General features: G+C 73.8%; 10 protein-coding genes and 1 tRNA gene. 6 read left to right on the top strand and 5 right to left on the bottom strand.

What is annotated here, in order from left to right; genetic code table 11:
- Nucleotides 1-238 precede the first annotated feature (238 nt).
- The 3 genes from IG86_RS0120835 (at nucleotide 239) to IG86_RS0120825 (ending at nucleotide 4,738) form a co-directional block, all read left to right on the top strand.
- Nucleotides 239-2,434 (top strand): elongation factor G-like protein EF-G2, encoded by a 2,196-nt coding sequence (locus tag IG86_RS0120835; RefSeq protein WP_030830123.1) that lies wholly within the window; start codon nucleotides 239-241, stop codon nucleotides 2,432-2,434.
- Between the two features lie 139 nt (nucleotides 2,435-2,573).
- On the top strand, nucleotides 2,574-4,238 hold the full coding sequence (locus tag IG86_RS0120830) for a hypothetical protein (RefSeq protein ID WP_030830121.1): 1,665 nt from the start codon (nucleotides 2,574-2,576) through the stop codon (nucleotides 4,236-4,238).
- Between the two features lie 92 nt (nucleotides 4,239-4,330).
- Nucleotides 4,331-4,738 carry a DnaJ family domain-containing protein gene (locus IG86_RS0120825; protein ID WP_030830119.1) on the top strand — a complete coding sequence of 136 codons (408 nt, stop codon included), beginning with the start codon at nucleotides 4,331-4,333 and terminating at the stop codon, nucleotides 4,736-4,738.
- A gap of 11 nt (nucleotides 4,739-4,749) precedes the next feature.
- Here the strand turns inward: IG86_RS0120825 and IG86_RS0120820 are convergent, their stop codons facing one another.
- On the bottom strand, nucleotides 4,750-5,310 hold the full coding sequence (locus IG86_RS0120820) for an HIT family protein (protein ID WP_030830117.1): 561 nt from the start codon (nucleotides 5,308-5,310) through the stop codon (nucleotides 4,750-4,752).
- Nucleotides 5,311-5,379: 69 nt separating this feature from the next.
- On the bottom strand, nucleotides 5,380-7,356 hold the full coding sequence (gene thrS / locus IG86_RS0120815) for a threonine--tRNA ligase (protein WP_030830114.1): 1,977 nt from the start codon (nucleotides 7,354-7,356) through the stop codon (nucleotides 5,380-5,382).
- Nucleotides 7,357-8,448: 1,092 nt separating this feature from the next.
- On the opposite strand from thrS, the gene IG86_RS0120810 reads away from it, so the two are divergent.
- Complete coding sequence (locus tag IG86_RS0120810) at nucleotides 8,449-8,961, top strand: GNAT family N-acetyltransferase (RefSeq protein WP_051785304.1); 513 nt, start codon at nucleotides 8,449-8,451, stop codon at nucleotides 8,959-8,961.
- On the opposite strand, the gene IG86_RS0120805 is transcribed toward IG86_RS0120810, so the two are convergent.
- Both IG86_RS0120805 and IG86_RS0120800 read right to left on the bottom strand, forming a co-directional pair.
- On the bottom strand, nucleotides 8,903-10,138 hold the full coding sequence (locus IG86_RS0120805; protein WP_244305970.1) for a hypothetical protein: 1,236 nt from the start codon (nucleotides 10,136-10,138) through the stop codon (nucleotides 8,903-8,905). The two genes, IG86_RS0120810 and IG86_RS0120805, sit on opposite strands and share 59 nt — an antisense overlap.
- Nucleotides 10,138-10,752 carry a DUF4365 domain-containing protein gene (locus tag IG86_RS0120800; RefSeq protein WP_030830096.1) on the bottom strand — a complete coding sequence of 205 codons (615 nt, stop codon included), beginning with the start codon at nucleotides 10,750-10,752 and terminating at the stop codon, nucleotides 10,138-10,140. The genes IG86_RS0120805 and IG86_RS0120800 overlap by 1 nt, the downstream gene beginning before the upstream one ends.
- 221 nt (nucleotides 10,753-10,973) lie before the next feature.
- Between IG86_RS0120800 and IG86_RS0120795 the strand changes: the two genes are divergently transcribed.
- Nucleotides 10,974-11,699 (top strand): 3'-5' exonuclease, encoded by a 726-nt coding sequence (locus tag IG86_RS0120795; RefSeq protein ID WP_030656127.1) that lies wholly within the window; start codon nucleotides 10,974-10,976, stop codon nucleotides 11,697-11,699.
- Nucleotides 11,700-11,761: 62 nt separating this feature from the next.
- Here the strand turns inward: IG86_RS0120795 and IG86_RS0120790 are convergent.
- Nucleotides 11,762-11,833, bottom strand: a tRNA-Val gene (locus IG86_RS0120790).
- A gap of 139 nt (nucleotides 11,834-11,972) precedes the next feature.
- Here IG86_RS0120790 and IG86_RS0120785 point away from each other — a divergent pair.
- The gene (locus tag IG86_RS0120785) at nucleotides 11,973-14,324 is read left to right on the top strand and encodes an SCO7613 C-terminal domain-containing membrane protein (protein ID WP_030898641.1); all 2,352 of its coding nucleotides are present in this window, start codon (nucleotides 11,973-11,975) and stop codon (nucleotides 14,322-14,324) included.
- Nucleotides 14,325-14,358 lie beyond the last annotated feature (34 nt).

Genomic DNA, 14,358 nt, shown 5'->3' with positions numbered 1-14,358 from the left:
AGCACGCCGCCGCCGGAACGCCGCGCACCCACCGGTTCTCGCCCGTAAGGCGTTCTTCATGCCGTGGACCGCCGCCCGTGCGTCACGGGTACGGCCCCGGTACGTCCCCCGTACGTCCCCGGTACGACGTATGGACGCGATGTGACAGCAGTGCAAAGCTCGTAGAACCGCGCATTCCTCATGCGCGGGGACAAGGAACCCACCCTCCTCACCGTCACCACCGGGAGGCACGAGCACCATGGGAGCCACATCACACCAAGCCGGAGCCGCCGGCAGGGCACTGACGGCCGACCGCCCCTCTTCCATACGGAACGTCGTGCTGGTCGGCCACAGCGGATCCGGCAAGACCACGCTGGTCGAAGCCCTCGCCCTGACCGCCGGAGCGGTCAACCGGGCAGGTCGGGTCGAGGACGGCGGCACCGTCTCCGACTACGACGAGATCGAACACCGACGCCAACGCTCCATCCAGCTCTCCCTCGTCCCCGTCGAATGGGACGGGATCAAGATCAACATCTTGGACACCCCCGGATACGCCGACTTCGTCGGGGAACTCAGGGCCGGTCTGCGCGCGGCGGACGCGGCCCTTTTCGTCGTCTCGGCCTCGGACGGGATCGACGGCGCCACCCGCATGGTCTGGGACGAGTGCGAGGCCGTCGGCATGCCCCGCGCCATCGTCGTGACCCACCTGGAGGCCGCCCGCTCCGACTACACGCAGATGACCACCGTCTGCGGCGAGATCTTCGGCGCCGACGACCCCGACGCGGTCATCCCCCTGTACCTCCCCCTGCACGGCCCCGCCGGCCCGGACGGGCACTCCCCCGTCACCGGCCTGCTCGGCCTGCTCTCGCAGCGCGTGTACGAGTACACCTCCGGCGAGCGCGTGGAGCGCGACCCGGACCCTGCCGAGCTGGCCCTCATCGCCGAGGCCCGCTCGCGCCTCATCGAGGGGATCATCGCCGAGAGCGAGGACGAGACCCTCATGGACCGCTACCTCGGCGGCGAGGACATCGACCTGAAGACCCTCGTCGACGACCTGGAGCGCGCCGTCGCCCGCGGCACTTTCCACCCCGTCCTGATGGCCGCGCCCGCCGCCGACGGCGCCCGGCAGGGCCTGGGCACCGTGGAACTCCTCGAACTGATCACCGGCGGCTTCCCGACGCCCCTGGAGCGCCCCGCCGTCGCGGTCACCCGTCCCGACGGCTCCGCCCGCCCCGAGGTCACCTGTGATCCCGCCGGGCCCCTGGTCGCCGAGGTCGTCAAGACCTCCTCCGACCCCTACGTCGGCCGCGTCTCCCTCGTGCGCATCTTCTCCGGCACCCTGAACCCCGAGGAGACCGTCCACGTCAGCGGGCACGGCCTCGCCGACCGCGGGCACGAGGACCACGACGTCGACGAGCGGATCGGCACCCTCACCTCCCCCTTCGGCAAACAGCAGCGCGTCCTCGGCCGGTGCATCGCCGGCGACCTGGCCTGCGTGGCCAAACTGAGCCGGGCGGAGACCGGCGACACCCTCTCCGCCAAGGACGACCCGCTCCTCATGGCGCCCTGGACGATGCCCGACCCCCTGCTGCCCCTCGCCATCGAGGCGCACAGCAAGGCCGACGAGGACAAGCTCTCGCAGGGGCTGGCCCGGCTCGTCGCCGAGGACCCCACCATGCGGCTGGAGCAGAACCCGCACACCCACCAGGTCGTCCTGTGGAGCCTCGGCGAGGCCCATCAGGACGTCGCCCTGGAGCGGCTGCGCACCCGCTACGGCGTCCAGGTCGATCCCGTCCCCCACAAGGTGAGCCTGCGCGAGACCTTCGGCGCCAAGGCGGCCGGCCGCGGCCGGCACGTCAAACAGTCCGGCGGCCACGGCCAGTTCGCCATCTGCGAGATCGAGGTGGAGCCGCTCCCGCCCGGCAGCGGCATCGAGTTCGTCGACAAGGTCGTCGGCGGTTCCGTACCCCGGCAGTTCATCCCGTCCGTGGAGAAGGGCGTGCGCAGCCAGGCCGCCCGCGGGGTCGCGGCGGGCTATCCGCTGGTCGACGTACGCATCACCCTCCTCGACGGCAAGGCGCACTCGGTGGACTCCTCGGACGCCGCCTTCCAGACCGCCGGCGCCCTCGCCCTGCGCGAGGCCGCCGCCGAGGCCCGCATCGACCTGCTCGAACCGGTCGCCGAGCTCGACGTCCTGATCCCCGACGAGTACGTCGGGCCCGTCATGAGCGATCTCGCCGGCCGCCGCGGACGGGTCGTGGGCACCGACCAGGCCGGGTCCGGGCGTACCCGGGTCCGCGCCGAGATCCCGGAGATCGAGATCGGCCGCTACGCCGTCGAGCTGCGCTCCGTCTCGCACGGCACGGGCCGCTTCGCCCGCGCCTACGCCCGGCACGAGCCCATGCCGCCGCAGATCGCGGAGAAGGTGCGTGAACAGGCGGAGAAGGGAACCTAGTTGGAGTAGCACGGGGTGCCGCCCGCCCAACCGTCTTGCGGTGGGCGGCATTTCCCTGTCCCATGACCATGGGGCGGGATCCGCCGATAGGCTCGTCGGCGCACCAAAAGAGCAGGAACGCACAGCGAGGGGGGCAGCGGTGGCGGACGACGGATTCGACTTCAGGCCCGGCGCGCAGATTCCACTGCAGAACGGCGGGGGGCAGACGGCGGCGACCAACGCCCTCGCCTCGGCCGCGTACCGTGACGGCGGCAAGGACAGCAAGCTCGACGCGATACTCGGGGCCAACAGCGAGAACCACCCGGCCACGGTGAAGCCCCCGAAGCTCTCGCTCTTCGAGCCCAGCCTCGGCGAGGCCTTCTGCCGGGCCGTCGAGGCGCGCACCCTGGGGGCCGGCCGCAAGCCGCTCATCCAGTCCTTCGGCGCCGACCCGCAGACGGTCGTGGAGCACTGCCTGGCCGCGTCGCGGATCCGCAAGGAGCGCGACCGCAGGCTCCGGCTGATCATGCTGGTCTGCGGTGTGCTGTTCCTGCCCGGGCTGCTGCTGTGGCTGGGCCTCTTCCAGATCCGCAAGTCCCTGGCCTCGAAGGAGGGCAAGCACTCCTGGCTGGGCACCGTGCTCCTGGTGGGCGTCGGCCTCGTGGTGGCGGTCCTGATGTTCAGGCTGCCGCTCACCGGCTTCCTCGGCCTCTACGCCCGCGGCATGATCATCGCGCCCGCGCTGGGCTGGCTGCTCGCCCGCCGCACCTGCGAGTCGACCGCCCGTGACCTGCGGGAGCGCTGGGACGGGCTGCTGTCCGGCGGCGGGGTCGCCGCCAAGATCCCGGAGGCCGTGCCCGGCAACCCCGACGAGAAGGCCCGTGAGGACCTGCGCCACCAGCTGGCCAAGCTCACCGCGGAGGACCGCAGCAACCAGGTCTTCTACGCCGGCCCCAAGGGCATCCTCGGCATGGGCACCCGCTGGGGCAACTGGCAGATGGCCGAGGAGCTCGCCCCGAAGGACGAGGCCAGGGAGATCCATCCCTTCCGGGCCTGGGACGTCATCCGCGCGATCGACGCCCAGCTGCGCAAGCTGGAGCGGGGCCCGTTGCACACCGGGGGCTTCCCGCCCGCCGCGATCCAGCACTGGATCGTCACCCCGGTCGGCGAGGGCGCCGCCGAGGTGGCCCGCCCCACCGGGGAGAACGTCGACGCCTTCCTCGTCAAGCCGCACGAGGTCACCCGGATCTGCAACGAGCAGCAGTTCAACTCCGGGAACCGGCACTACCTGGGCATCCAGTACCCGCTCTGGGACGGCCAGCTGATCATCAACATGCTGGTGACCGTCACCGTGCTCTACAAGACCCTGCGCGTGGACGTCACCGCGCACGCCCTGGGCCCCGTACACGGCCTGTTCACCACCAAGTCCAAGGCCCCGGTGGTGGAGGTGCCCAAGAGCATCCGCTTCTGGGAGACCGTGGAGAAGCCGCTGCCGCTGGTGGACACCCAGGAGGTGGTGCGCCTCGCCGTACGGGCACCGCTGACCTGGTACCCGCCGCTCCTGGACTTCTTCGGCGGCAAGCTGGTCCTGCCCGAGCCGTTCGGCCTGCGCCACGTCTGGGCGAGCTCGATGTGGCGCCACCGGTTCATGGCCGACGACGCCCTGCGCACGGTGGCCCCGGTCCTGAGGTCGATCCACACGGCGACCTTCAAGGTCCTGGAGGAGAACGGCGTGGACACCGAGCGCTTCACCAACCGGTCCTCGATCATGAGCGGTCTCATCCAGGAGCCGTCGCCGCGCAAGGCGGACGTGTACGACGCCTAGCTCGTGTCCGCAGGGCGTGCCTTTCGGCTTGCCGGCCGAGGACACGCCCTGGCTAGGGTGGAGGGACGGGGAGACGACCGGAGGAGGCGACCGTGACCGAGCGCAAACCGCCTGGCGTGGACTTCGAGTCTTTCGTGGACCGGCAGATCAGGCAGGCCACCGCACGCGGCGAGTTCGAGGAGCTGCCGGGCTTCGGCAAGCCCCTGGCCTCGCTCGACGCACCCTACGACGACCTGTGGTGGGTCAAGGAGAAGATGCACCGCGAGGGCTTCGCCGTCCTGCCCCCGGCGCTCGCGCTGCGCAAGGAGGCCGAGGACGCCCTGGAGGCGGCCCTGGCGGCGCGGACCGAGCGGCAGGCCCGGACGGTCCTCACGGAGATCAACGACAAGATCCGCGCGGCCCTGCGCATGCCGCCGCCGGGGCCGCCCCTGGGCCTGACCGAGTTCGACGTCGACGCGGTGCTCGGCACCTGGCGCGCGTCACACCCGGACAGCGCCTGACCGGCGCCCGATCAGCCGACGGGCCAGGCGTCGGCGAGCATCTGGCGGGTGTCGGCGAGGAGTTGGGGCAGCACCTTGGTGTGGCCGACCACCGGCATGAAGTTCGTGTCCCCGCCCCAGCGGGGCACGATGTGCTGGTGCAGGTGCGCGGCGATGCCGGCGCCGGCGGCCGCGCCCTGGTTCATGCCGATGTTGAACCCGTGCGCCCCCGAGGCCTTGCGGAGCGCCACCATCGCACGCTTCGTGAGGTCGGCCAGCTCGGCGGTCTCCGGGGCGTCGAGCTCGGTGTAGTCGGCGACGTGCCGGTACGGCACGACCATCAGGTGGCCGCCGTTGTACGGGTAGAGGTTCAGCACGGCGTAGACGTGCTTGCCCCGCGCCACCACCAGGCCGTCCTGGTCGGACATCTCCGGAATACCGCAGAAGGGACAGCCGTCCCCGGCCTCCGGGCCGGTCGGCTTGTTCTCCCCTTGGATGTAGGCCATCCGGTGGGGCGTCCACAGACGCTGGAACGCGTCCTGCGTGCCCACCCCGATCTGCTGCTCCGGCTCAGTCGTCATGGCATGCAGCATATGACCTTGCCCGCGCGGACGAGGAAGGCCCCCGGAAAGTGATCACTTTCCGGGGGCCCTCGTCACGCATCAGACCTGGACGCGGTCCGCGACGACCTTCGCCAGCTTGGCGAGCGCCTCGTCCTTCGGGATGCCGTTCTCCTGCGAACCGTCGCGGTAGCGGAAGGAGACCGTGCCCGCCGCCATGTCCTCGTCACCGACGATGATCATGAACGGCACCTTGAGCTTCTGGTGGTTGCGGATCTTCTTCTGCATCCGGTCGGAGGAGGCGTCCACCTCGACCCGCAGGCCCTGCTTCTTCGCCTCGGCGGCGAACTCCTGCAGGTACTCCACGTGACCGTCGCCGATCGGGATGCCGACGGCCTGGACCGGGGCCAGCCACGGCGGCATGGCGCCCGCGTAGTGCTCCAGCAGCACGGCGAAGAACCGCTCGATCGAGCCGAACAGCGCGCGGTGGATCATGACCGGGCGCTGGCGGGAGCCGTCCGGGGCGGTGTACTCCAGGTTGAAGCGCTCCGGCAGGTTGAAGTCGAGCTGCACGGTCGACATCTGCCAGGTACGGCCGATGGCGTCGCGCGCCTGCACGGAGATCTTCGGACCGTAGAAGGCCGCGCCGCCCGGGTCGGGGGTCAGCGGGAGGCCCTGCTTCTCGGCGACCTGCTGGAGGACGGCGGTGGCCTCCTCCCAGACCTCGTCCGAGCCGACGAACTTCTCCGGGTCCTTGGTGGACAGCTCCAGGTAGAAGTCGGTCAGGCCGTAGTCGCGCAGCAGGTTCAGCACGAAGGTGAGCGTGCGGTCCAGCTCGTCCGCCATCTGCTCACGGGTGCAGTAGATGTGCGCGTCGTCCTGGGTGAAGCCGCGGGCCCGGGTCAGGCCGTGCACGACGCCGGACTTCTCGTACCGGTACACGGTGCCGAACTCGAACAGGCGCAGCGGCAGTTCGCGGTAGGAGCGGCCGCGCGCGTCGAAGATCAGGTTGTGCATCGGGCAGTTCATGGGCTTGAGGTAGTAGTCGGTACCACCGTCGAGCTGCATGGGGGGGTACATGCCCTCCGCGTACCAGTCCAGGTGGCCGCTCTTCTCGAAGAGCGCGCCCTTGGTGGCGTGCGGCGAGTAGACGAACTCGTAGCCCTCCTCCTCGTGCCGGCGGCGCGAGTAGTCCTCCATGGTGCGGCGGATGATGCCGCCGCGCGGGTGGAAGACGGCGAGGCCGGAGCCGATCTCGTCCGGGACGGAGAAGAGGTCGAGCTCGTTGCCGAGCTTGCGGTGGTCGCGCTTCTCGGCCTCGGCGAGGAAGTCGAGGTGGGCCTTCAGCTCCTCCTTCGACGGCCACGCGGTGCCGTAGATGCGCTGGAGCATCGGGTTCTTCTCGCTGCCGCGCCAGTAGGCGGCCGCGTTGCGCATGAGCTTGAACGCCGGGATGTTGCGGGTGGTGGGCAGGTGGGGACCGCGGCAGAGGTCCTTCCAGCACAGCTCGCCGGTCTTGGCGTCCAGGTTGTCGTAGATGGTCAGCTCGCCGCCGCCCACCTCGACGTTCGCACCGTCGTCGGTGGACGCGGAGCCCTTGATGCCGATGAGCTCCAGCTTGTACGGCTCGTCCGCGAGCTCCTCGCGGGCCGCCTCGTCGGTGACGACGCGGCGCGAGAAGCGCTGGCCGCGCTTCTGGATCTCCTGCATCTTCTTCTCGATGGCCTTGAGGTCCTCCGGGGTGAAGGGCCGGGCCACGTCGAAGTCGTAGTAGAAGCCGTTCTGGACCGGGGGGCCGATGCCGAGCTTGGCCTCGGGGAACAGCTCCTGCACGGCCTGCGCCATGACGTGCGCGGTCGAGTGGCGCAGGATGTCGAGGCCGTCCTCGGAGGAGATCTCCACCGGCTCGACGGTCTCGCCGTCCTGCACCGCGTAGGTGAGGTCCTTGAGCTCGCCCGCGACGCGGGCGGCGACGATGGTGCGCTCGCCGGCGAAGAGCTCCGCCGCCGTAGTGCCCGTGGCCACCACGCGCTCGTCCCGCTCGGAATCGCGTTGGATGATCACACGGACGTCTGACACCGGTCTCTCCTGACTCAGGGGGTGCGCGAGCGAACGCTGCGCGCCTGAATCGTACCGAGCGGAGGGGCTGCGCCGCTAAACGGTTCCTCCCGGGCCCGGCCCGGCCCCCCTGCCGGTACGGCTCCCGCCGGCCGATGGCAGCCGCAGGCGGAGCGTGCCCCCGCCCGAACCGGCCCGCAGCGGCGCGGCCAGCCGCAGGCGAGGCCTGGAGCGCCCCCGGCCGCACCCCGGCACGACCCGCCGTCGACCATCGCGGGGCGAAGCCCAGCCTCCGCGCCGCCGCAGGCGGGGTGTGGAGCGCCACCGGCCGCGCCCCTGGGACGACCCGACGTCGGGCACCGTGTGCGGGCGAAGCCCCGGCTCCGGGCCGAAGCCAAGCCCGCGGACTCCGGCCCAGCCCGGGCAGCCGCAGGCGGGGCGTGTGGCGGCACCGGCCGCACCCCGGGACGACCCGACGTCGGGCACCGTGTGCGGGCGAAGCCCCGGCTCCGGGCCGCCGCAGGCGGGGGGTGGGGCGGGGTCCCCCCGGGACCTCTCCTCGGCTCGCGAACCCCTGGCCGGACCGGCCCGACGGTCGGCGGTGGGTTCGCTCGACCTGCGGGGAGATCCCGGTGTGCCCCCACCCCACCCGGAGTGGGCCCGGGGGCCACGGGCGAAGCCGGGCGTGGGGTGGGGACACTCCGGGGTGTCCCCGCAGGCCGAGCGAACCCAACCCCGACCAGCGGGCCGGACCGGCACAGGGTTCGCGAGCCGAGGAGACACCCCGGAGGGGCACCGCCCCACCCGAAGCCCGACCCGAACCGGCACGCCCCGCGCAACACAAAGCACCGCCCCACCCGGAGCCGAACCGGCACGCCCCGCGCAACACAAGCCACCGCCCCACCCGAAGCCCGACCCGAACCGGCACGCCCCGCGCAACACAAAGCACCGACCCACCCGAAGCCCGACCCGAACCGGCACGCCCCGCGCAGCACAAAGCACCGCCCCACCCGAGCCCGACCCAAACCGGCACAGCCCGCGCAGCAGGCGCGCGGCGGACGGCCGGGGGACGCCGGTAGCGTGGGGGCCGCCCCAGCCCCCGGAGGGACCCGTATGCCGAGCCCGCACATACGCCCGCTCGACCTGAGCGACGACGCCACCGCCGACGCCGTGCACCGGATCGGCCGGGCCGCGTACTCCGTCGAGGCGGAGATCATCGGCTTCGACGGGATCCCCGCCCTGCGCGAGAGCCTCCCCGAGATGCGCGCGCAGCCGCTGCGGTGGGTCGGGGCCGTCTCCGAGGGCGGCGAGCTGGCCGGCTTCCTCGCCTGGGAGGAGGGGCCCGACGGCGCCATCGGCATCGACCGGCTCTGCGTCGCCCCGGCCTTCTTCCGCCGGGGCGTCGCCTCCCTGCTGCTGCGCCACGCCCTGGCCGAGCTCTTCCCCGGCCGCCCCGTCCACGTCACCACGGGCGCCGCCAACACTCCCGCCGTCCGCCTCTACGAGGCGCTCGGCTTCGAACGCGGCGCCGACTTCTCCCCCGCTCCGGGCCTGGTCATGGTGTCCTTCAGTCGTCGGACGGCAGGACGTCCGCCGGGTCGAGGGACTCGTCCAGCGACTTCATGAGGCGGTCCCGCTCGACCTCGTCCAGGGGTACGGGGCTCACGTCCGTGGCGTCGGTGAGCCTGCGGAAGCCGCCCCGGCGCTGCAGCCTTCCGCTGATCCGGATCGGCAGGCCCACCAGGTGCGCGTGGCCCGCGACCCGGTACGCCTCCTCGTCGAGCGCGGCGCGTACGTACGGGACCTCCGCCCCGGCGAGGACCCGCAGCCGGACCGTGCCCCCGCCGCCCGGCGCCGAGCGCCGCATCCGGACCACGGCCCCCGCGACGCGCACCGGCACGGCCGGCTCGTCGCGGGTGTAGCGCGCCGCCGCCTCCCGCAGGACCGGCAGGTCGCCCGGGGAGAACTCCACCGGCTCGGGCCGGGCCGCACAGCCCGCCGGAACCCCCGCCGCCGGTGCCCAGGCCAGCCCGACACGGGCTCCCTCCGAGCCCCGCACCAGTGCGATCAGCGCCTCGGCGAGCTCCCGGCTGACGCCCGCCGCCACGGCGGCGTCGAAGGCCTCCATGCCGCCGGTGGCCCGCTGGTAGTCCGCCGCCTCGCGGGCCGCGTGCAGCGCGTGGTGCAGCCGCGTGACGATGCCCCGCCCGCCGTCCACCGGCACGTACGCGCTCAGGTGCCGCCCGCCGGGCTGCGGCCCCACCAGGACGGTGTCCAGGGCCCGTTCGGCCTGGGCCCGGTGGCGGGCGCCGTAGTAGCCGGCCCTCGCCCGCGCGGCGAGCGCCCCGGCGAGCAGCAACTGCCGGGCGGCCGAGCGCAGCTGCTCCTGCACGGTCCAGGCGGCCTCGCCCTCCAGCCCGTACGCCCCGGGCGGGACCTCCCGCTCCCAGCGGATCTCGTCGCTGGGCACGCTCAGCCCGTAGAGCACCTCCCGCGCGGACGGGAGCGTGCTGCGCGAGAGCGCGGTCAGCGCCTCCTCCAGGAGGTCGGCGCAGTCGGGGAAGGCCCGGTTCTCGGGGACGAGCACGCTGGTGCCGACGTATCCGGGCGGTGTCCAGCGCCCGTACCGGCCGGCCGCCCCGCCCCGGCGCAGCCAGCCGTGCCGGTGCAGCAGCGCGCCGAGCACGGCGGGGTCGACCTGCGCGGGATCGGGCGCGGCGGAGTGCGGGAAGTCCGGGAAGTGCCCGTGGCCGCCGTGGTCCGGGGGCAGCAGTGGTTCGAGGTTCGACGGGTGCCAGTGCATCAGGGTGTCCCTCCCGACCCGACCCGGGTCATGATCTCGCACAGCGCCCGGTCGTCGAAGATCCGCGCGGTCGGTATCCGTACGGTGGTCCGGCGCCGGCCGGTCACGGGGTGTCCGGCGAGATTGGTCCAGTAGCAGCAGTGCCGCAGGTCGAGCCGGTCGTGTCCGGCGGCGAGCCACTGGTCGCGCTCCCGCGGGACGAGCATCACGACGAGGATCTTGTGGACGGCGACCGGGGTGCGGGCCAGCTTCACCAGGTGTTCGTTGTCGAGGGTGAAGGCGAAGGTGGGGCCGGGCGGCCGGGGCGGTACCTGGTAGGTCGCCTTCAACTGCACCTTGATGGTGACCTCGTCGTCGACGACGTGTTCGGGAGCCCCGTGGCTGACGTGCCAGTCCACGCCGTTGTCCGGGAAGGGCTGGGACAGCGAGCAGCCGGCCGCGGCGGCGACGGCGTGCAGGTATCCCACTTGGAGGGTCTCCATGCAGGCGGTGGTGGCGAGTGTGCCGCGCAGCGGTACGGCCCGCGTCCCGTCCGGTGTACCTGTACCGGTACCGGTCCGCGGATCGATCTGCCCCGCCAGCACCCCGCCCGGTTCGGGCTGTGCGAGCGCCATGGCCGGCTCCCCGTGCCTTCCGGGCTCTGCCTTCGGTGGTGGGTGGGTGACGACCGGTCATGTGTACGGTCCCCCAAGGGTGTTGTCTCCTCACCCGGGTCGCCGCAAACGGCGTACGGAACAAACAGCCCGGGTATCACCGATTCGGGCAGGGGCGGCACGTTCCGAGGCGGCGGCGCCCGGCTGCACCCCAACTGCCGACCGGGGACGAGGAGTTCGCCATGAACCGCTGGTATGAGGGCCCGCTGGCCGCATTCGACACGGAGACGACCGGGGTGGACGTGGAGCAGGACCGGATCGTGTCCGCCGCGCTCATCGTTCAGGAGTGCGCGGGCGGCCGGGTCCGCACGACCCGCTGGCTGGTCAACCCCGGCGTTCCGGTGCCCGCGGGCGCGACGGAAGTGCACGGTCTCACCGACGAGCACCTGCAGCGCCACGGGCGCTGGCCGGCGCCGGTGGTGGAGGAGATAGCCCGGTCGCTCGGGGAGCAGCAGGTCGCGGGCCGGCCGGTGGTGGTGATGAACGCGCCGTTCGACCTGACGCTGCTGGACCGGGAGTTGCGCCGGCACCGGGCGTCGTCGCTGTCGCGGTACCTGGACAACCGGCCGCTGACGGTGCTGGACCCGCGGGTGCTGGACAAGCACCTGGACCGGTACCGCAAGGGCCGCCGGACGCTGACGGACCTGTGCGCGCACTACGGGATCGAGCTGGAGGGCGCGCACGACGCGGCGGCGGACGCGCTGGCCTCGCTGGAGCTGGTACGGGCGGTGGGGCGCCGGTTCGCCTCGCGGCTGGAGCGGCTGACGCCGGCCGAACTGCACACGCTCCAGGCGGTGTGGCACGCGGCGCAGGCGCGCGGTCTGCAGGCGTGGTTCGCGCGGCAGGGGACCCCGGAGGCGGTGGACCCGCACTGGCCGCTGCGGCCGGATCTGTCGGCGGCCGCGTAGCCGGGCAGGGGGCCCGAACATGCGGAAGGCCGGTCCGTCGTCGACGGACCGGCCTCTCCCGGTGGGCGATACTGGGATCGAACCAGTGACCCCTTCGGTGTGAACGAAGTGCTCTCCCGCTGAGCTAATCGCCCGGGAACGCACTGAACAATACAGAAGCCTCGGGGCTGGTTCAAACCGCTTCCCCGTCCGGGCCCGGCCCGGACGTACTCAGGGCGTACTTGAGTACCCCCGCCCATGTCCTGACCGGGTGACGGGCGCCACACTCCGCATATGAACTCCCCTCTGCCGCCGGCCGAAGAGCTGGCGCTCATCGACCGTGAGCTGGCCCAACTCGATGCCCGGCGCCTGTACTTGCTGGCCCGCCGGGACTGGCTGCTGCGCCTGCTCCAGCAGTCGGGCGCGGCGGCGGTCCGCTGGGGGCCCGCCGCGTCCGGTTCGCCGGCCGCGCCCGCCTGGTCCGCCGGACCGGCGAAGGAGGCTTCGGCCCCCGGAGCGCAGAACGTGCTGCTCACCCTGGGCGCGGTGCTGCTGGCCGTGGCCGCGCTGGCGTTCACTCTGGTCAGCTGGGGCTCCATGGGGATCGCCGGGCGTTCGGCGGTGCTGGCCGTGGTGACGGCGGCGGCGCTGGCTGCCCCCGCGGTGCTGCTGCGCCGCGGGCTGCGGTCGACGGCGGAGTCGGTGGCCGCCGTGGGGCTGCTGCTGACGGTGCTGGACGCGTACGCGCTGTACGCGGTCGGGATGCCGGACGCCGACGGCACCGGGTACGCGGCCGGCGCGGCCGCGGTGCTGGCGGCGGTGTGGGCCGGGTACGGGTCGGCGCTGCGCACGCTGCGGATCCCGCTGCCGGCGGCGGTGGTCGCGGCGCAGCTGCCGCTGCCGCTGGCGGCGGTGGCCTGGCAGGCGGGGCCGCTGGGGGTCGGCTGGGCGCTGCTGGTGACGGCGGCGCTGGACGCGGCGCTGGCGCTGCGGGTGCGGGCGGCCGCCCTCCCGGCGGCGCTGCTGGGCTCGGCAGCGCTGCTGGTCGGAGCGGCCCAGTCGTGGTCGGCGGGGTCGGCGGCGCAGGCCCTGGCTCCGGCGGCGCTGCTGCTGGCGGGCGCGGCCCTGGGCGTGGCCGCCGCCTGGCGGGAGCCGCGGGTCTGGGGTGCCGCGCTGGTGGGCGGTGTGGCGGCGGTGGTGGCCGTGGCCGGCGTGGCCCGGCCGGAGCTCGCACCGGGCTGGGCGGTGGTGGCGCACCTGCTGGTGGGTCTGCCGCTGCTGGCGGCGGTACGGGTGCCCGCGCTGCCTGAGGCGGTGCGGCGCGGGGCGGTCGGGGCCGGCGCGGTGGTGGGCGCCCTCGGCGCGCTGGCGTCCGGCGCGGCGGTGGCTCCGGTGCTGGTGGCCCGGCTGCGGGTGCTGGAGGAGGTGTGGGCGGCGACCACCCCGGCGGCGGATGCGTACGGTCCGGGGGCGTCGGCGGCGGTCGGGCTGCTGCTGACGGCGGGGGCGGCCCGGTGGCTGTCGCGGGTGTCGGCGCGGCCGGAGCCCGGGGTGCTGGCGGTGGTACTGGGCTGGGCGGGTCTGTTCGCGGCGCCGGTGCTGCTGGGGTTCCCGGTGGCGGCGGTGTTCGCGCTACAGCTCGCGGTGACGGGCGCGGCGGGGTTCCTGGCTCTGCGCTCCCCGGGGCGGGGGGCCGGGATCGCCGCGGCCGCGTGCGCGCTGGCGGGGGCCGTGAACGTGTCCCTGGGCGCGCTGGACGGCCGCGCGGCGACCTTCGCGGTCTGGGGGCTGCTGGGTGCCGGCTGTGCGGCGGGAGCGGCGTACGGGCCCGCCGTGCGGTGGGTGCGGTCGGGGGCGGCCGTGTGCGCGGTCGGTTACGCGACGGGGCTGCTGGTGGCGGCGGCCGCGGTGACGGACCTGGCGGTGGTCTGGTGGGCGCTGCCGGTCCTCGCGGTTCCGGCGCTGGTGGCGGCGCTGGGTCCGCGGCTGGGGGCCGTACGGCTGCCGGCCGAGATCGCGGCGGCCGTGTCGGGCGTCCTGGCCCTGGCCCTGTCCGCGGGGCGGCCCGGGACGCTGGCGCTGGTCCTGGCGCTGTCCGGGGTGGTCTGCGCGGGGGCGGCGGTGCGGCCGGAGCGGCGGGTGCTGGGCTGGGCCGCGGGCGCGCTGTTCGTGGCGGCGACGTGGGTGCGGCTGGCGGAGGCGGGGGTGACGGCGCCGGAGGCCTACACGCTGCCGGTCACCGTGCCCGCCCTCGCGGTGGGGTTCCTGCGGCGGCGCCGGGACGCACGGGCCTCGTCCTGGGCGGCGTACGGACCGGGGCTGGCGGCGACGCTGCTGCCGAGCCTGCTGGCGGCCTGGGCCGACGCGGACTGGGTGCGCCCGTTGGTGCTGGGGGTGGCCGCGCTGGCGGTGACCCTGGCGGGCGCGAGGTGGCGGCTGCAGGCCCCGCTCCTGCTGGGCGGCGCGGTGCTGGCGGCGGTGGCGGTGCACGAGCTGGCCCCGTACGTGGTGCAGGTCGCGGGTGCGCTGCCGCGCTGGGTGCTGCCGGCCCTGGCGGGCGTGCTGCTGCTGGCGGTGGGGGCGACGTACGAGAAGCGGCTGCGCGACGCCCGCAGGCTGCGGGCCGTGATCGGGCGGCTGCGGTAGGGCGGGAACGCCGGAGGCCCGGAGACGGTGAAGT

Origin of the sequence: Streptomyces virginiae, from assembly GCF_000720455.1 — a bacterium.
GTDB lineage: Bacteria > Actinomycetota > Actinomycetes > Streptomycetales > Streptomycetaceae > Streptomyces > Streptomyces virginiae.
Note: the sequence above shows the minus strand (reverse complement) of the source record. Positions and strands in the feature narration are given on the sequence as shown.

What these genes read in the sequence shown, in the direction of transcription:
- IG86_RS0120800 (WP_030830096.1), bottom strand. Translation starts at nt 10,752, where the DNA reads ATGGCGCTCGCACAGCCCGAACCGGGCGGGGTGCTGGCGGGGCAGATC.
- IG86_RS0120805 (WP_244305970.1), bottom strand. Translation starts at nt 10,138, where the DNA reads ATGCACTGGCACCCGTCGAACCTCGAACCACTGCTGCCCCCGGACCAC.
- IG86_RS0120835 (WP_030830123.1), top strand. Translation starts at nt 239, where the DNA reads ATGGGAGCCACATCACACCAAGCCGGAGCCGCCGGCAGGGCACTGACG.
- IG86_RS0120795 (WP_030656127.1), top strand. Translation starts at nt 10,974, where the DNA reads ATGAACCGCTGGTATGAGGGCCCGCTGGCCGCATTCGACACGGAGACG.
- IG86_RS0120820 (WP_030830117.1), bottom strand. Translation starts at nt 5,310, where the DNA reads ATGCTGCATGCCATGACGACTGAGCCGGAGCAGCAGATCGGGGTGGGC.
- IG86_RS0120785 (WP_030898641.1), top strand. Translation starts at nt 11,973, where the DNA reads ATGAACTCCCCTCTGCCGCCGGCCGAAGAGCTGGCGCTCATCGACCGT.
- IG86_RS0120810 (WP_051785304.1), top strand. Translation starts at nt 8,449, where the DNA reads ATGCCGAGCCCGCACATACGCCCGCTCGACCTGAGCGACGACGCCACC.